Source organism: uncultured Gordonia sp. (assembly GCF_937858515.1).
Taxonomy (GTDB): domain Bacteria; phylum Actinomycetota; class Actinomycetes; order Mycobacteriales; family Mycobacteriaceae; genus Gordonia.
Genome location: NZ_CALLZT010000040.1, coordinates 1 through 15,527, shown reverse-complemented (window position 1 = coordinate 15,527; position 15,527 = coordinate 1). Strand labels below are relative to the sequence as shown.

Genomic DNA, 15,527 nt, shown 5'->3' with positions numbered 1-15,527 from the left:
CGATCCGTCGGACTGCTTGGTCAGATTGGTGACGTCGTGACCGAAGTACACATCCCCCGCCTGCCCGACGTAGTTGAGCAGTTGCTGGGTGAGGGCGCCGAAGTCGACGTCGGTGCCATCGGTGAACCAGTTGAGCGCCACCGGATCGGAGAAGTCGCGGCCCGCGGCCATCAGCGGCAGCCGGTCGGAGAACTCGCCCGGATCGGTGATGTACTCCATGCCCTCGAACAGGGTCTGCGCGGACAGTTTGGCGTGGCGCTTGCGCAGGTACTCGACGCCGTCGGCACCGTGGGTGAAGCTGACGTGCGGGATCGGGTTGATGAACTCCTTCGGGTTGCCGAGGAAGCCGTTGTCGACCGCATGCGCCCAGAACTGCCGGGACACCTGGAACTGCTCGTTGATGCTGAGCGCCTTGGAGATGTCGACGTCGCCGTCGGCGGTCTGGGGAGTGTAGTTGAGTTCGCACAGCGCCGAGTGCCCGGTGCCCGCATTGTTCCACGGGTCGCTGCTCTCGGCGGCGGCCGCGTCGAGGCGTTCGAACACGCTCACCGACCAGGTGGGTTCGAGGCGCCGGATCAGTGCGCCGAGCGTTGCGCTCATGATGCCCGCGCCGATCAGCGCGACGTCCGTCTTGATCACCGTTTGCGACACCGTGGCTCCACTCTCGCAGCTGTGGACGGTTACCCGTCCGGATGTTGACTGTCAACGGTCATTCTTACCCATGAATGAATCGTTGTCGGAACCGGCCACGCCGCGATGTGCCCCGGGCGACAGCAACGGGACCCGTGACCGCTGTGCGCGCCTTAAAGTGGACCCGTGAGTTCCACCGACGATGCCGCAGCCGTCATCCCCGAATCCGCCGCAGGCGACACCCCCGAATCCGCCGCAGGCGACATCACCGAGCCGGGGCTGACCTGGCACCCCGACCGGTATCTCGACAGATATGAGATCGCGACGATTCCCCTCGGCCCCGACCCCGACGGTGAGGACCCGATCTCGGCGACCCTGATCCGGCACAGCGCTCCCGAAGGTGTTTCCCCCGATTCCGGTCAGCACCGTGCCGTGCTGCACGTCCACGGTTTCACGGACTACTTTTTCCAGCAGCCGCTGGCCGATTTCTTCCATGCCCGCGGGTACGCCTTTTACGCGCTCGATCTACGTAAGTGCGGCCGGTCACTGCGCGAGAACCAGACCCCGCACTTCACCACCGACCTGGGCCGCTACGGCGAGGAACTTACCCTGGCGTTGCGTGCGGTGATCGATGAGGTGGGTCCCGACGCAAAGGTCGTCGTCGCCGGGCATTCGACTGGCGGGCTCACCACGTCGCTGTGGCTCGACCGGCTGCGTCAGGACAACCCGGCGTTGCACTCCCGCATCGACGGGGCCGTACTCAACAGCCCGTGGCTCGACCTGCAGGGTGAGGCGGTCCTGCGCACGTTCCCGGTCACGATGGTGATCAAGGCCGTTGCCAGGGCAAAGCCCAAACAAGTATTGCCACAGGAGCTTTCACTCGCCTACGGGCACAGCCTCCACGAGAGTGCACACGGCGAATGGTCGTACGATCTGCGCCTGAAGCCGATGGGCGGCTTTCCCGTCACGTTCGGCTTCATCGACGCCGTCCGATCCGGGCAGCGCAGACTGCATCGCGGCATCGATGTCGGAGTCCCCACCCTGGTGTTGCGATCGAATGCGTCGATGTCCACCCACGCCTATTCTCCAGAGGTCGACGCCGCCGACGTCGTACTCGACGTCCGGCACATGGCTCGCTGGAGCGCCCACCTCGGCGACCGGGTGCGCGTGGTGCCCATCACCGGTGCCCGGCACGACGTGTTCCTGTCGGCCAAACCGGCCCGCGAGAGCGCCTACCGGGCACTCGGCGAATGGCTGACGGAGATCACCCGGGATATCGAGCCACCCTTGATCGATGCCGCCGCGGACAACGCGACGAGCGCCGGAACCGCCCGGTGACCGGCGGCGACACGACCCGCATCGTCGACCTCGCGATCATCGGTTCGGGCAGCGGAAACTCCATTCCCGACGAACGTTTCGACGACCTGTCGATCGCGATCTTCGAGGAGGGTGTCTACGGAGGCACCTGCCTGAATGTGGGGTGCATTCCCACCAAGATGTTCGTGTATGCCGCAGACGTGGCCGACACGGTTCGCTCCGCGCAGCGGTACGGCGTCCACGCGTCGTTCGAGCGCGCCGACTGGCCGGCCATCGTGGAGCGGGTGTTCGGGCGGATCGATCCGATCTCGGCGGGCGGCAAGGAGTACCGGGTCGAACGGTGCCCGAACATCACGGTCTACCCGTCGCATGTGGTGTTCGACGGCCGTGACCGCGACGGCCGGTACCGGCTCGTCACAGACGGTGCGACGGTGCTCGCCGAGCAGGTGGTGATCGCGGCAGGCGCCCGGCCGATGATTCCGCCTGCCATCGCCGACAGCGGCGTGCGGTACTACACCAACAACGACATCATGCGGCTGCCTGAATTGCCGGGGCGCCTGATCATCGTCGGAAGTGGTTACATCGCAGCCGAATTCGCGCACGTCTTCGGATCTTTGGGATCGCAGGTGACCGTCGTCGCGCGGAGCGGGCGGTTGTTGCGATCGCAGGACGAGGACATCTCGGCCCGATTCACCGAGGTCGCGCAGCAACAATGGGACGTCCGTCTGAACGGTGACGTGTCGGACGTCGAGGAATTGCCCGACGGCACTGTCCGCGTGAGCTTTTCCGACGGTGGCCACTGTGACGGCGACGCACTGCTGGTGGCGATCGGCCGTACTCCCAACGGAGACCGGCTGGGCCTCGACTCGGTCGGCGTCGACCTCCACGACGACGGCCGGGTGGTGTGCGACGACGCGGGCCGCGCGACGGCCCGCGGAGTGTGGGCGCTCGGCGATGTGAGTTCGCCGTATCAGCTCAAACACGTCGCCAATCACGAGCAGCGCGTCGTGCAGGGCAATCTGATAAAGGGCTGGGACGCAACCGATCTCGACCGGTTCGATCACCGCTTCGTGCCGGGTGCGGTATTCACCCACCCCCAGGTCGCCTCGGTGGGTCTGACCGAACAACAAGCCCGCGAGGCTGGCTACGACATCACGGTGAAGGTCCAGACCTACGGTGACGTCGCCTACGGCTGGGCCATGGAGGACACCACCGGCCTGTGCAAGGTGATCGCCGAACGCGGCACCGGCCGTATCCTCGGCTGCCATATCCTCGGCCCTCAAGCGTCGACGGTCATCCAGCCCGTCATCCAGGCGATGTCGTTCGGCCTCGACGCCCGCCGGATGGCCCGCGGCCAGTACTGGATCCACCCGGCGATGCCCGAAGTCCTGGAGAACGCGCTACTCGGTCTGGACCTGTGATTTCGCAGGCCCGAGTGTGCTGTGAGTCCCGGTTTCCGGGATCAATCGCACAGTCAGTCAAAAGGACTGCGCCGCACTAGAAGACCGCGGACCGGAGCGCGATCTCACTCGCCAATGCCGGTGCGGCGTGTTGCGGAATCCAGTGATCCACACCGGGCAACACGCAGAACCGGTATTCGCCGTACACGTAGCGGCTCGTCAAGTCGGCCTGCTCGCGCCCGAGTGCCGAATCGTTGTCGCTCCACACCAGGGTGGTGTGGATTTCGACGGGGCGGCAACTCATCTTCGTCTTGACATCACCGGTGAAGTTGGCGCGATACCAGTTCAGTGCGGCGGTCAGCGCACCCGGAGCCTTCAACGGCACCAATTCTTCTGCGGTGACACCGAAGTCACGCAGCACCTTGAAGTTGTCGGCAAGGATCGCCTCTTCGGCGCCGGGTACGACGAACTTCTTGATGTAGGAGGACCGCTGTCTTTGGTCGCCGCTGCTCAATGCGTCGCGCCCGGCCGACGGATGACCGGTGCTCACCGCGACCAGCCCCGTGAACCGATCCGGGTACCTGGACGCCAGGTGCCAGGCCACCAGCCCGCCCCAGTCGTGCCCGACGAGAATCGCGTACGGCACGCCCAGGGCATTGAGGATGCCGATCGCATCCGACACCAGGTGATCTATCCCGTACTCCTCGACCTCGGTGGGCCGCGCGCCGGGACTGTAACCACGCTGCTCGGGAACGATGGTCCGCAACCCCGACTCATGTAGCCGCTGTACCACCTCGCTGTAACACGAACCACCGACCGGAAAACCGTGCAACAGAAGCACCCACTTGCCGCGCTCGGGACCACCGATCTCGACGTCGAAGGTGTAGTCGCCAACGGTGATCGCGCGCTGCTCGGTCTTCACCCGTCGATCGTACCGGCAGGTGGCGTCGCACGGAGTCCGCTTCTATCAGGACGGGTATGTGTCATGCTTAGCACATGAGAATGCACATAGAGTTGGACGACGAGTTGGTCGGTCGCATTGATGAGGTGGCAGGTCCGCGCGGCCGCAGCGGGTTCGTCCGGCAGGCAGTCGAGGCCGCGGTCGCTCAGGAAGAGCGCTGGCGGGCACTGGAATCCGCATTCGGCGCAATCCCGGAGACCGGTCACGACTGGGATGACGATCCCGCCGCGTGGGTGCGCGCCCAACGGCACAGCGATCCGCGACGGGCCGGGTAGTGCACGTCGTCCTTGACACGACGATCCTTATCGACGCGTTGCGCGGTCGGCCTGCCGTCCAGCGAATCCGTGAATTGCGGGTAACCGGCGGCGTTCCGGCGACCACCGCCATCAACGTCGAAGAGATCGTCCGGGGGATGCGTTCGCGGGAGCAGCACGCGGTCGATTCATTGCTCGCCGGTCTGGTGGTCCTTTCGGTCGATGCGGCGGCGGCCAGACTCAGTGGCCGATGGCGATCGGAATACTCGGCGCGCGGAATAGCGCTCCACCAGGCGGACTGCCTCATCGCCGCCACCGCATCGGTGCACGGTGCCGCCCTGTGTACGGGCAATCCGAAGGACTTCCCGATGCGGGAGGTCGAGCACTGGCCGGTGGGGCAATAGTCGGGCTCAGCGGGTGAGGGCGTGCGTGATGGTCGGTACGGCTGCCTGCGCGCCCGTGTCGATGAGGTGAAGCAGGGCGTCGAGGTCGACGTGGTGGGTGAGGAGGTCGGCGATCAGGTCGACCTGGGCAGTACGGATCGCGGCGACGCTGGTGTCGGGGGCCACGTCGAAGTCGGGTTTTCCGGCCTCAGCGGCGAGGGTGGTGAGAATGTCGCGGCGGAAGGCGTCGTTCTCCAGCAGGCCGTGCCAGTGCGTGCCGCGTATCCCGCCCCGCACCGACCCCTCCTTGATCTCGTTGTGGCCCTGGGCGATCCATGGGTCATCTGCGCTGTCGGCCACCCGGCCGTGGTGGATTTCGTAGCCGCGGATCGGGACTCGGCCTGCGGCGGTGTCCGCGTGTCCGGTCACCTGGCGGGTGATCTTGTCGGTATCGAACCGGATCGTCATGTCCAGCAGGCCGAGGCCGTCGACGCGTCCGCTCCCCGACTCGACGTCGTCGACGATGGCGCGGGCAAGCATCTGGTAGCCGCCGCAGATCCCGATGATCGGCCGGCCCCGTTCGGCCCGGGTTCGTAGTGCGGCGTCGATGCCACGGGAACGCAGCCAGGCGAGATCTGACACCGTCGCCCGGGTGCCCGGCACGATCGCGATGTCGGCGGCGGCGACGGCACTCGCATCGTCGACCCAGGTGACGTCGACGCCCGGTTCGCAGGCCAGCGCCTCGACGTCGGTGGAGTTGGAGATGCGGGGCAGCCGGATCGCAGCGACGCTCAACCGGACCCGACGACCGTCGTCGGCACTCGGGCCGACCCTGCGACCGACGGCGACCGACAGAGAATCCTCGGCGTCGATCCAGATTCCGGAGGCGAACGGCACCACACCGTAGGTAGGTCTGCCGGTGAGCGCACGCAACTGGTCCAGGCCCGGTGCGAGCAGCCCGGGATCGCCGCGGAACTTGTTGATCAGGTACCCGGCTACGAGGCTCTGGTCGTCGGCGTCAAGCACAGCGGTGGTGCCGAACAGATGCGCCAGTGATCCGCCCCGGTCGATGTCGCTGACCACGATCACCGGCATCGAGGCGGCCTGCGCCAATCCCATGTTGGCGATGTCGGAGCCGCGCAGGTTGATCTCGGCGATCGATCCCGCACCCTCACAGATCACGACATCGAAATCCGCACGCAGAGAAGCAAGTTCGTCCGTGACGACACCGAGTAACTGCGCTCGCCGGGTGGCGTAGTCGGCGGCACCGATCTGGCCGTCGGGCCTCCCGCGCACCACCACATGCGAGCGGCGGTCGCTGCCCGGTTTGAGCAGCACCGGATTGAATCGCGTCGATGGTTCGAGTCCGCAGGCGAACGCCTGCAACGCCTGCGCACGGCCGATCTCGCCCCCGTCCCGGGTGATGGCCGAATTGTTGGACATATTCTGCGCCTTGAACGGCGCGACGCGGACTCCCTGCCGTGCGAGCGCCCGGCACAGCCCGGTCACGATCATGCTCTTGCCGGCGTCGGACGTGGCTCCGCCGATCAGCAGCGCCCCGTTCACTCCTGACCTGTGCGGTCGGCCTGCAGGATGTCGTGTTCGCGATCGATCTCGCCCAGGCCCAGACTTCTGCCCCCGTTGACCAGCGGGTCGCCGCCGGCGGTCAATTCGAGTTCGGTGTAAGCCTCGGCATCGTCCGTGTCCGCAGAGGCGGTGCCGGTCGCTTGGTGTAGCGGCTTGCCCGTCTCCGGGTCGATACCGTGCCGGCGCAGCACAGTTGCCCGATTCTCCATACCGTGTGCCATCATCGCGCGCTGGGCGGCGATCATCATCGTCGACTGACCGGACAGGATGCGATCGACCTCTTTGGATTCACGCCAGCGTTTACCCACAAGCATCGTCAGCACACCGAGCACCGCGTACGCGCCCATCAGCAGGAAGCCCTGCCAGTACGGTTCGCCGACCCCGTACAGGATTCGTTTGATCATCTCGGTGATGCCGTGCCCGACGACGAACGGCTGCAGATGTTTGAAGAACGACGGCACCATCCATGCCGGGAACGCGGCCCCCGACGCCGGGATCGACACGAACACGAACATCAGCAGCGCCGGCCCGGTGATGAATCTGCCGAAGAAGTACGAGATTCCGTTGACAAACAACCCGATCGCGAAGATCCACAGCATCGCCAGGCCGGTCATCTGCAGGAAGTGTTCCGCAGGGTAGACACCGACGATCGGTCCGACGATGACGTTGGACACCACCGCCAGTACGATCGCACCGCCTGCGAGGATGCTCACCCGCGTCCAATGGCCCAGCGGTGCGCCCATCATGCCGATGAACATCGCCACCATGTATCCGGCGATGCACCACGACATCATCATGTACATGGCGCCCTGACCGAATGAATCCGACTTCGGCAGCGGCGCGATATCGGTGATCTTCACCCCCTCGCCGGTGGCGAAGATCTGCTGAAAAGACGTCTTCACGATGCTCGACGCCTGGAACTGATGTGCCCCCGCCACGAAGAGTTCGGGTTGGCCCTGCCCGTCGGCGGAGATGACGAGCGCTGCCGCATTGTCGCCGTCCCGCACCGACTCGACGGCCGCCGATCGGTCGGCGAAATAGCTGAACGCGAACGTGTCCGGGGCACCGGCTTCGATCTTCTGCGTCACCACCGACGCCGCAGGCGTGTTGACCACCGCGACCGGCACGTCGTGCACCTTCGGTGCATGGAAGGCGACGACGTAACACAGGCAGAACGCGGTGATGAAGAACAGCGGCATCCACAGTTGCAGCCCGATCATCTGCACAGCGGGCGGCAGTTTGCTGTAGTGCTTGCGCCACCACCCCGTTGCGGAAGACAACATCGCATTCCTCCTCGGTCGGGATCGCCGGACCCGCAATCCGTCCGGGTCGACGCTACTCCCGGGATTGCCTCACCACGCTGCGAAAACGGATGTGCCGAATCAGATCTCTGGATCGGGCAGTGTCAGGATCTCGGCGCCGGTGTCGGTGACCACCAGGGTGTGCTCGAACTGCGCCGTCCATTTGCGGTCGACGGTGACGACGGTCCAGCCGTCCTTCCAGATCTCGTACGGCAGGCCGCCGAGGTTGATCATCGGTTCGATGGTGAACACCATGCCCGGTTCGATGACGGTATCGACGTTGGGCTGGTCGTAGTGCAGGATCACCAGACCGTTGTGGAAGGTCTCGCCGATGCCGTGGCCGGTGAAGTCACGGACCACGCTGTAGCCGAACCGGTGGGCGTAGGACTCGATGACGCGGCCGATCACGTTGAGTTCGCGGCCCGGTTTGACGGCCTTGATGGCACGCTCGGTGGCGATGCGGGTTCGTTCGACGAGGTCGGCCGCCTCCTGTGAGACGTTGCCCGCCAGGAACGTCGCGTTGGTGTCGCCGTGCACGCCGTCGATGTAGGCGGTGACGTCGATGTTGACGATGTCGCCGTCCTCGATGACGGTCGAGTCGGGGATCCCGTGGCAGATCACCTCGTTCAGCGAGGTGCAGCACGACTTGGGGAACCCCCGGTAGCCGAGCGTCGACGGGTAGGCCCCGTGGTCGATCATGTAGTCGTGCGCGATACGGTCGAGCTCGTCGGTGGTGACGCCGGGGGCGACGGCCTTACCGGCCTCGGCGAGCGCGTTGGCGGCGATCTTGCTCGCCAGCCGCATCTTCTCGATGGTCTCGGGCGTCTGCACCCACGGCTCGTGCCCCTCGTTCGCGGTCGGCTTCCACACATACTCCGGGCGTTCGATGGAATCGGGCACCGGCAGCGTCGGTGACAGTGTGCCGGGTTTCAGGGGAGCGCGAACGGTCATGGCGTCCAGCTTAGAACCTGCCGCCACGCCATCGGGTCCGGCGCACCCGGCTAAGGTGACGGCCGGGGAACACATCTTGATCCCTGAGGCCGAAGCGAGGAACGAGCAAGGGTCACGAAGGGTCCGGTGAGACAAATGCCTGACGCAAGCACCTCGGTACGTGCACGTCGATCGGCGAGACTGCTGTTCGTCCTGATCACCGGCCTCGTCGCACTGACCGTGACCTCCTGTTTCGTGACCCCGATCGACCAGGACAAGACCGCCAAGGCGTCGACCGCACACCTGCGCGACGGCCCACAGACCGCGCAGCTACCCGGCACCGACGTCCACCCCATCACCACGGACCCGCGACCGGTGCTGCCGGCAACCGTGACCGACGCCGGTGGCCGCAAGGTCACCGTGGCCGACGCCTCCCGCATCATCGCGGTCGACATCAACGGCACCCTCGGCAGCATCGTCTTCTCGCTCGGCCTCGGTTCGCGGATGGTCGGCCGCGACACGTCGACGATCTTCCCGGCCGCCGTCGGCCTACCGGTGGTGACCAACCGCGGTCACAGCCTCAACGCCGAAATGGTGCTCAAGCTGCGGCCGAGCGTACTGCTCATCAACCAGGACACCACCCCGGCCGGTGCGATCGACCAGATCCGCAACTCCGGGATCCCTGTCGTGCTGTTCACCGCCATCCGCAGTCTCGACAACAACACTGAGCTGATCGAGTCGGTGGCCGACGCACTCGGTGTGTCCGCCGAAGGCAGGGCACTCATCGCACGCACCGACCGGCAGGTGGCCGAAGCCCGGCAATTGGTGCCCAATCCGTCGGGGAATCCGACGATCGCGTTCGTGTACGTTCGCGGCCCCAAACTGACCCTTCTGGCCGGACCGGGTTCGGGTGCCGACAGCCTGATCGAGGCGATCGGCGGCGTCGACGCCGGCACTAAAGCCGACCTGACGGGAGCGTTCACGATGATCTCGGCCGAGGCCATGATCCGCGCCGACCCCGACGTGATCCTGGTGATGAAGCAGGGCGCCGACACCGTCGGCGGTCCGGACGGTGTCCTCAAGATCGCCGGGATCGCCGCGACGTCGGCCGGGCGACATCGCAGGGTCGTGCAGATGGACGAGACGAAGATCCTGGCGTTCGGGCCGGACGTCGGCGAGGTCATCGGCGCCCTGGCGAAGGCGGTCTATCGGTGAAAGATGATGTGTCCGTGGCCGAGCGGCCTGCGACAATACAAGCCTCCGACGGTCGGCGCAGATCCCGCCTGACCCGCAGTATCGCGATCATCGTCGGCATGCTGATCGCGCTCGCGGTGCTCGTGGTGATCTCGGCGGGCAGCGGCAAGGTCGCGATCGCGCCGTCGGAGGTGCTGGGCAGTCTGGCCCACCACTGGCATCTCGACATCGGGCCGTTGCCGACGCACGAGAATGGCGAGGAAACCCTGTGGAACGTGCGGTTCCCGCGGATCGTGCTCGGGCTGATCGTCGGTGCCGGGCTCGGCGCGGGCGGCTGTCTGCTACAGGGTGTGCTGGCCAATCCGCTAGCCGAGCCGGGCATCGTCGGTGTCTCGTCGGGTGCGGCGATCGGGGCGTGCCTGATCATCGTGCTCGGCGGCAGCGGCTCCAACGAGTGGGCGCTGGCCGGTGCCGCGTTCGTGTTCGGCCTGTTCACCACGGCCGCGGTATATCTGCTGTCGCTACGCGACGGGGCGTCGTCGACGATCATGCTGGTGCTCACCGGCATCGCGGTCAATGCGTTCGCGACCGGCATCATCGCGTATCTGACGTTCGTGGCCAATCCGAACGACCGTGAGCAGATCGTGTTCTGGCAGCTCGGCTCGGTGGCCGGTGCCTCGTGGAATCAGGTGTGGGTGGCGGCGCCGCTGATCGTCGCCGGTTGTGCGGGGGCTCTCGCGCTCAGCCACAAGCTCGATCTGCTCGCCCTCGGCGACGTTCAGGCGGCCTCGCTCGGAGTGAACGTCGAGGTGGTGCGTCGTCAGGCGATCGTTCTCGTGGCGATTCTCACCGCTGCCGCTGTCGCGTTCGCGGGCATCATCATGTTCGTCGGACTGATCGTGCCGCACGTCATGCGGCTGGTGCTGGGCCCCCGTCACGCCACCCTGTTGCCGGCGAGCCTGATCGGTGGCGCGCTGGTGCTGGTGGGCGCCGATCTGGCGGCCCGCACCATGATCGGCGACGCCGACCTCCCGATCGGCATGTTCACGGCCCTGATCGGTGGCCCGTTGTTCTTCATCCTGCTGCGCCGCAGCCGGCACGCGGGGGCTGGCTGGTGAGTAATACGACGGGTCTGATCGCCGACGACATTCACATCACGCTCGGCGGGCGCGAAGTGGTGAAGGGTGTGTCGCTGACGGTCGACGGCGGTTCGCTGTGCGCGCTCGTCGGCCCCAACGGCTGCGGCAAGTCGACGCTGCTGTCGGCACTGTCGGGGGTGCGCCGACCGGCGTCGGGAACTGTCCGCATCAACGGCCACGAAATCGGTGCTATCGGCCATCGCGACCTGGCGCGGGAACGGTCGCTGGTGACGCAGACCAACCGCACCGACACCCCGTTCACCGTCGCCGAGGTGGTGCAGATGGGCCGCTTCCCGTGGCTACGCACCCCGCAGGCGGTGCAGTCCCCGCAGATCATCGCCGACGCCATCGCCGAATGCGACCTCGGCGACATCCTCGACCGCCCTTTCTCCCAGCTCTCCGGTGGTCAGCAAGCCCGGGTGTCCCTCGGCCGCGCCCTCGCCCAACAGGCCCCGGTGATGCTTCTCGACGAACCTACCGCCGCCCTCGACATCCACCACCAGGAAGCCGTCCTCGACATCCTGCGCCGCCAGCGCGACCAGGGCACCGCCGTCCTGATCGTCGTCCACGATCTCTCGCTCGCCGCCGCCTACGCCGACCAGGTAGCCGTCATGAAGCAGGGCCGCCTGGTAGCCCACGGCCCGACCCCCGAAGTCATGACCGCCGACCTCCTCTCACACACCTACGACCACCCCGTAGAAACCTGGCCCCACCCCGAAACCGGTCAACTCCTGATCCTCCCCCGCCGCACGTGACAAGACTTCGAAGGCGACGAGGACCTAACGTTCGCGGTGTTCGCCAAACGGGTTGCGGACTTCCACACCCGCGATCATCTGGCCGCTGTTGCGATCTCCACTCCACAGGCGGCCACGCTCACGCCGAACGGTTTCCTTGGACGCCAAACGGATCCGTTCGGCGTGCAACGAAGTAGCTGCGCGGGAACGGACTCAGTTCGGGAGGGCGGCGAGGAAGTCCCGGGTGACGGCTACGGCGTTGGTGGAGTCGCCGCCGCCGACGACGAGGGTGGCGAAGGCCAGGTCACCCCGGTAGCCGGCGAACCAGGCGTGTGAGCCGCCGGCGAACTCGGCCTCACCGGTCTTGCCGTACACCTCACCCATCCCGTTGATCAGGGTGGCGGTGCCGCCGGTGACCACCGCGCGCATCATCGACCGGAGTTCGGTGAACACCACCGGGTCGAGGGCCGGTTTTCCACCGCCCTTCACGATGGTCCGTCTACCTCGAATCAGTTGCGGTACAGGCGATTTGCCGCCACGTGCGATGGTGGACACTGCAATTGCCAGGCCTAGCGGACTCACCAGCACCTTGCCCTGACCGAATCCGTCCTCGGTGCGTTCGACGAGATCGGAGGACAGCGGCACCGTTCCGGACACCGATTCGAGGCCGGCGATCGTGTAGTCCGGGCCGATACCCAAAGCCGCCGCTGTACTGGGGAGGTCGGCCGGTCCCATCTCGCTGGCGAGCTTGGCGAAGCTGGTGTTGCACGACGCCGCGAAGGCCTGCTGCATCGATACCGTCCCGAGAGCGAACCGGTCGTAATTGGGGATGCGACGTGGACCGATGTCGATGGTTCCCGGACACGGCACCATCGTGCCGGGGTGTGCCAGATTCTTACCGATCGCGGCGGCAGCGGTGACAATCTTGAATGTCGAGCCGGGCGGATACAGGCCGGTGGTCGCGATCGAACCACTCCGGTCGGCGAGCGGGTTCTGAGCGATCGCGAGAATTCGTCCGGTCGATGCCTGCATCACCACCATCGCGACGGGGAAACGGCTTCGGGCGTTGACCGCACGCTGAGCCGCGTTCTGCCTGGACCGCGACAGCGTCAACGACACCGCGGGAGCCGGCTGGGGGGCGTGGTCGGCGACGACGCCGGTCCGCAGACCGTTGGCGTTGGTGGTGATCACCCGCCACCCGGCCTTACCCTCCACCTCGGAGCTAACCAGTCCGCGGACCACCGAGAGCAGGCCCGGAGCGAACCGCTTGTCCTTGGCCACCAGGTCGGTCTGTTCGGTGATCAGCACTCCGGGAATGTCGAGCTGATCATGGATCGCGTTGTACTGTGCCTCGGTCAGGCGTGCGATCGGGTAAATGCCTTCGGAAGCGGTCGATTTCTCAGTGATGGTCTGCACCGAAAGATCCGGCGCGTACAGCCGTAGCGCGCCGACGACCGACGTGACCGAGTCGACGACACTGCCTTTTCGGGCGGCGGCCTTGGCGTCGAAGGCGATGCCGTAGAAGGTGCCGTCTACCAACACCTGCGAACCGTCGGACTCGTTCACCGTCGCCCGCGGCGCGGACGTGGTCTCCAGCAGCAGTCGCTGATTGCGGCCCAGGTCGGGGTGGATGTTCGTCGGCGCCCAGCGCACGATCCAGCCCTGCGTCGATTTCGCCATCTTCACTGTCGCCGGATACTCCCAGGTCTGCCCGCCCGCGAGCTTCCAGGTGTACATGACGTCGATGTCGGCGTTGTCGGCGGTCGTGCGTGCGTGACCGGTCGAGGACGACACGCCCTGGGCGGACAGCCCCTTCCACACTTGTTCGATGCCGGTCTGCGCCGCGTCCGGATTGTCGGTGAGTTCGGCGGCGCCCGCGATGTCGTGGTCATCGAATGCCGTCAGGTATCGGTCCAAGGCGTCCCGAGGACCGTCATCGACGCTCGAACACCCGACAATGCTCGTCACCACGAGCACGATCACCGCGGCAACCACCGCACCCACATGTCTCTGCCGCACCATCACCGGTGATTCTAGGGGTCCGGTGCCCGGCACCACGCAGACGCGCCAGGCATTAGACCGCTATCGGGGCCCGATGTCAGTAGAGTCCGGGAGGTGACCGCCACCCGCGACGTCGACCCGGACTTTCTCGCCCTGCCCCGCCATCAGCTGGCCGATGCGGCGCTGTCGGCGGCGCTCGCCGCGGGCGCCTCGTACGCGGACCTGCGGTTGCACCGGCTCAGCAACGAGAACTTGAACCTGCGGGACGGGAAGCTCGAATCGGCGGTCACCGCGGGCGAGGTCGGTTTCGCCGTGCGGGTCATCGTCGACGGCACCTGGGGCTTCGCCTCCCATCCCGAGCTGACCACCGACTCCGCGGCCACATCCGCGCGACGAGCTGTCGCCGTGGCCGCCACTCTGAGATCCCTGAACGCCGAACGCATCGAGCTGGCCGGCGAACCCGTGTACCGGGACGCGACGTGGGTGTCGGCCTATCGCACCGACCCGTTCGAGGTACCGACCGCCGACAAGGCATCGTTGCTCGCCGAGTATTCGGCCCGGCTCCTGGCCGCCGACGGCGTCGACCACGTGACCGCCTCGGTGATCTGCGTGAAGGAGCAGACCTTCTACGCCGACACCTTCGGCAGTTCGATCACCCAGCAGCGGGTACGGGTGGAGCCGCACGTGGACGCGACCGCCGTCGACACCGCCGCCGGCAAGTTCGAGACGATGACCACGCTCGCGCCTCCGACCGCCCGGGGCTGGGAGACACTCACCGACGATGACGTGTGGGACTGGACCACCGAGCTGACGACCCTGCCGGGGCTATTGGCCGAGAAGGTCAATTCACCGAGTGTTGTTGCGGGACCGACGGATCTGGTGATCGACCCGACCAACCTGTGGTTGACCATCCACGAATCGATCGGTCACGCAACCGAATACGACCGCGCGATCGGCTACGAAGCCGCGTACGCCGGCACCTCCTTCGCCACCCCCGACAAACTCGGCACCATGCGCTACGGATCACCGGCGATGACCGTCACCGCCGACCGTACCGTCGAATACGGTTTGGCAACTGTCGGATACGACGACGAAGGGGTGGCCGCGCAAAGCTGGGATCTGGTGCGTGAGGGCATCTTCGTCGGATATCAGCTCGACCGGGTGTTCGCACCCCGGCTCGGGCTGGCGCGATCCAACGGCTGCTCGTACGCCGACTCGCCGCACCACGTCCCGATTCAGCGGATGGCCAACGTGAGCCTGGCCCCCGCCGCGGACGACATCAGCACCGACGACCTGATCGCCCGCGTCGACGACGGCATCTACGTCGTCGGCGACAAGTCGTGGTCGATCGATATGCAGCGCTACAACTTTCAGTTCACCGGGCAACGTTTCTTCCGTATCCGTAACGGCAGACTCGACGCCAGCTCCGCGACGTCGCCTACCAGGCCACCACCACCGATTTCTGGAACGCGATGGAAGCGGTCGGCGGGCCGTCGACCTGGCGCCTCGGGGGCGCGTTCAACTGCGGCAAGGCCCAGCCCGGCCAGGTGGCGGCGGTCAGCCACGGCTGTCCGTCGGCGCTGTTCCGCGGCATCAACGTGCTCAACACCGCTGACGAAGGAGGGCACTAACCAGTTCTAGCCTCAATACCGTTCAGTTAAGGTCGACTTGGGTGTAGTCTGGTGGTGTGCCGCGT

General features: G+C 66.3%; 13 protein-coding genes and 1 pseudogene. 8 read left to right on the top strand and 6 right to left on the bottom strand.

The genetic code is table 11. The features are described from left to right. The coding region (locus Q0627_RS03085) for a malate:quinone oxidoreductase (RefSeq protein ID WP_298807644.1) at window positions 1–651 on the bottom strand (651 nt) is incomplete at its 3' end. Window positions 652–894: 243 nt separating this feature from the next. On the opposite strand from Q0627_RS03085, the gene Q0627_RS03080 reads away from it, so the two are divergent. Next, window positions 895–1,968, top strand: coding sequence for an alpha/beta hydrolase (locus tag Q0627_RS03080; RefSeq protein WP_291017640.1), 1,074 nt, complete (start codon window positions 895–897; stop codon window positions 1,966–1,968). Beyond that, on the top strand, window positions 1,965–3,368 hold the full coding sequence (locus tag Q0627_RS03075) for a mycothione reductase (RefSeq protein WP_291017553.1): 1,404 nt from the start codon (window positions 1,965–1,967) through the stop codon (window positions 3,366–3,368). Before Q0627_RS03080 ends, Q0627_RS03075 begins: the two co-directional genes overlap by 4 nt. 76 nt (window positions 3,369–3,444) lie before the next feature. Here Q0627_RS03075 and Q0627_RS03070 read toward each other — a convergent pair whose 3' ends face one another. Next, a complete protein-coding gene (locus tag Q0627_RS03070; protein ID WP_291017638.1) occupies window positions 3,445–4,248 on the bottom strand; it encodes an alpha/beta hydrolase in 804 nt (267 codons plus the stop codon). A gap of 95 nt (window positions 4,249–4,343) precedes the next feature. Here Q0627_RS03070 and Q0627_RS03065 point away from each other — a divergent pair, with 95 nt between their 5' ends. Both Q0627_RS03065 and Q0627_RS03060 read left to right on the top strand, forming a co-directional pair. Further along, the gene (locus tag Q0627_RS03065; protein ID WP_291017552.1) at window positions 4,344–4,583 is read left to right on the top strand and encodes a hypothetical protein; all 240 of its coding nucleotides are present in this window, start codon (window positions 4,344–4,346) and stop codon (window positions 4,581–4,583) included. Next, a complete protein-coding gene (locus Q0627_RS03060) occupies window positions 4,583–4,966 on the top strand; it encodes a type II toxin-antitoxin system VapC family toxin (RefSeq protein ID WP_291017550.1) in 384 nt (127 codons plus the stop codon). The genes Q0627_RS03065 and Q0627_RS03060 overlap by 1 nt, the downstream gene beginning before the upstream one ends. Window positions 4,967–4,972: 6 nt before the next feature. Here Q0627_RS03060 and Q0627_RS03055 read toward each other — a convergent pair whose 3' ends face one another. From Q0627_RS03055 to map, 3 genes are all read right to left on the bottom strand, one after another. Continuing rightward, complete coding sequence (locus tag Q0627_RS03055; protein ID WP_291017547.1) at window positions 4,973–6,511, bottom strand: cobyric acid synthase; 1,539 nt, start codon at window positions 6,509–6,511, stop codon at window positions 4,973–4,975. Further along, window positions 6,508–7,815, bottom strand: a complete 1,308-nt coding sequence (locus Q0627_RS03050) for an ABC transporter permease (protein WP_291017544.1) — start codon at window positions 7,813–7,815, stop codon at window positions 6,508–6,510. The genes Q0627_RS03055 and Q0627_RS03050 overlap by 4 nt, the downstream gene beginning before the upstream one ends. Window positions 7,816–7,914: 99 nt before the next feature. Then, window positions 7,915–8,784, bottom strand: coding sequence for a type I methionyl aminopeptidase (map, locus tag Q0627_RS03045; RefSeq protein ID WP_291017541.1), 870 nt, complete (start codon window positions 8,782–8,784; stop codon window positions 7,915–7,917). A gap of 135 nt (window positions 8,785–8,919) precedes the next feature. Here map and Q0627_RS03040 point away from each other — a divergent pair, with 135 nt between their 5' ends. From Q0627_RS03040 to Q0627_RS03030, 3 genes are read left to right on the top strand one after another with little or no spacing between them, the layout of a single operon-like run. Next, the gene (locus Q0627_RS03040) at window positions 8,920–9,978 is read left to right on the top strand and encodes a hemin ABC transporter substrate-binding protein (RefSeq protein WP_291017537.1); all 1,059 of its coding nucleotides are present in this window, start codon (window positions 8,920–8,922) and stop codon (window positions 9,976–9,978) included. 14 nt (window positions 9,979–9,992) lie between these two features. After that, complete coding sequence (locus Q0627_RS03035) at window positions 9,993–11,075, top strand: iron ABC transporter permease (RefSeq protein ID WP_291017535.1); 1,083 nt, start codon at window positions 9,993–9,995, stop codon at window positions 11,073–11,075. Next, window positions 11,072–11,851 carry a heme ABC transporter ATP-binding protein gene (locus Q0627_RS03030; protein ID WP_291017532.1) on the top strand — a complete coding sequence of 260 codons (780 nt, stop codon included), beginning with the start codon at window positions 11,072–11,074 and terminating at the stop codon, window positions 11,849–11,851. The genes Q0627_RS03035 and Q0627_RS03030 overlap by 4 nt, the downstream gene beginning before the upstream one ends. 192 nt (window positions 11,852–12,043) lie before the next feature. Here Q0627_RS03030 and Q0627_RS03025 read toward each other — a convergent pair whose 3' ends face one another. Continuing rightward, window positions 12,044–13,852 (bottom strand): penicillin-binding transpeptidase domain-containing protein, encoded by a 1,809-nt coding sequence (locus Q0627_RS03025; RefSeq protein ID WP_291017529.1) that lies wholly within the window; start codon window positions 13,850–13,852, stop codon window positions 12,044–12,046. 93 nt (window positions 13,853–13,945) lie between these two features. Between Q0627_RS03025 and Q0627_RS03020 the strand changes: the two are divergent. After that, a pseudogene (locus tag Q0627_RS03020) lies at window positions 13,946–15,462 on the top strand (TldD/PmbA family protein). The last annotated feature ends 65 nt before the right edge of the window (window positions 15,463–15,527 follow it).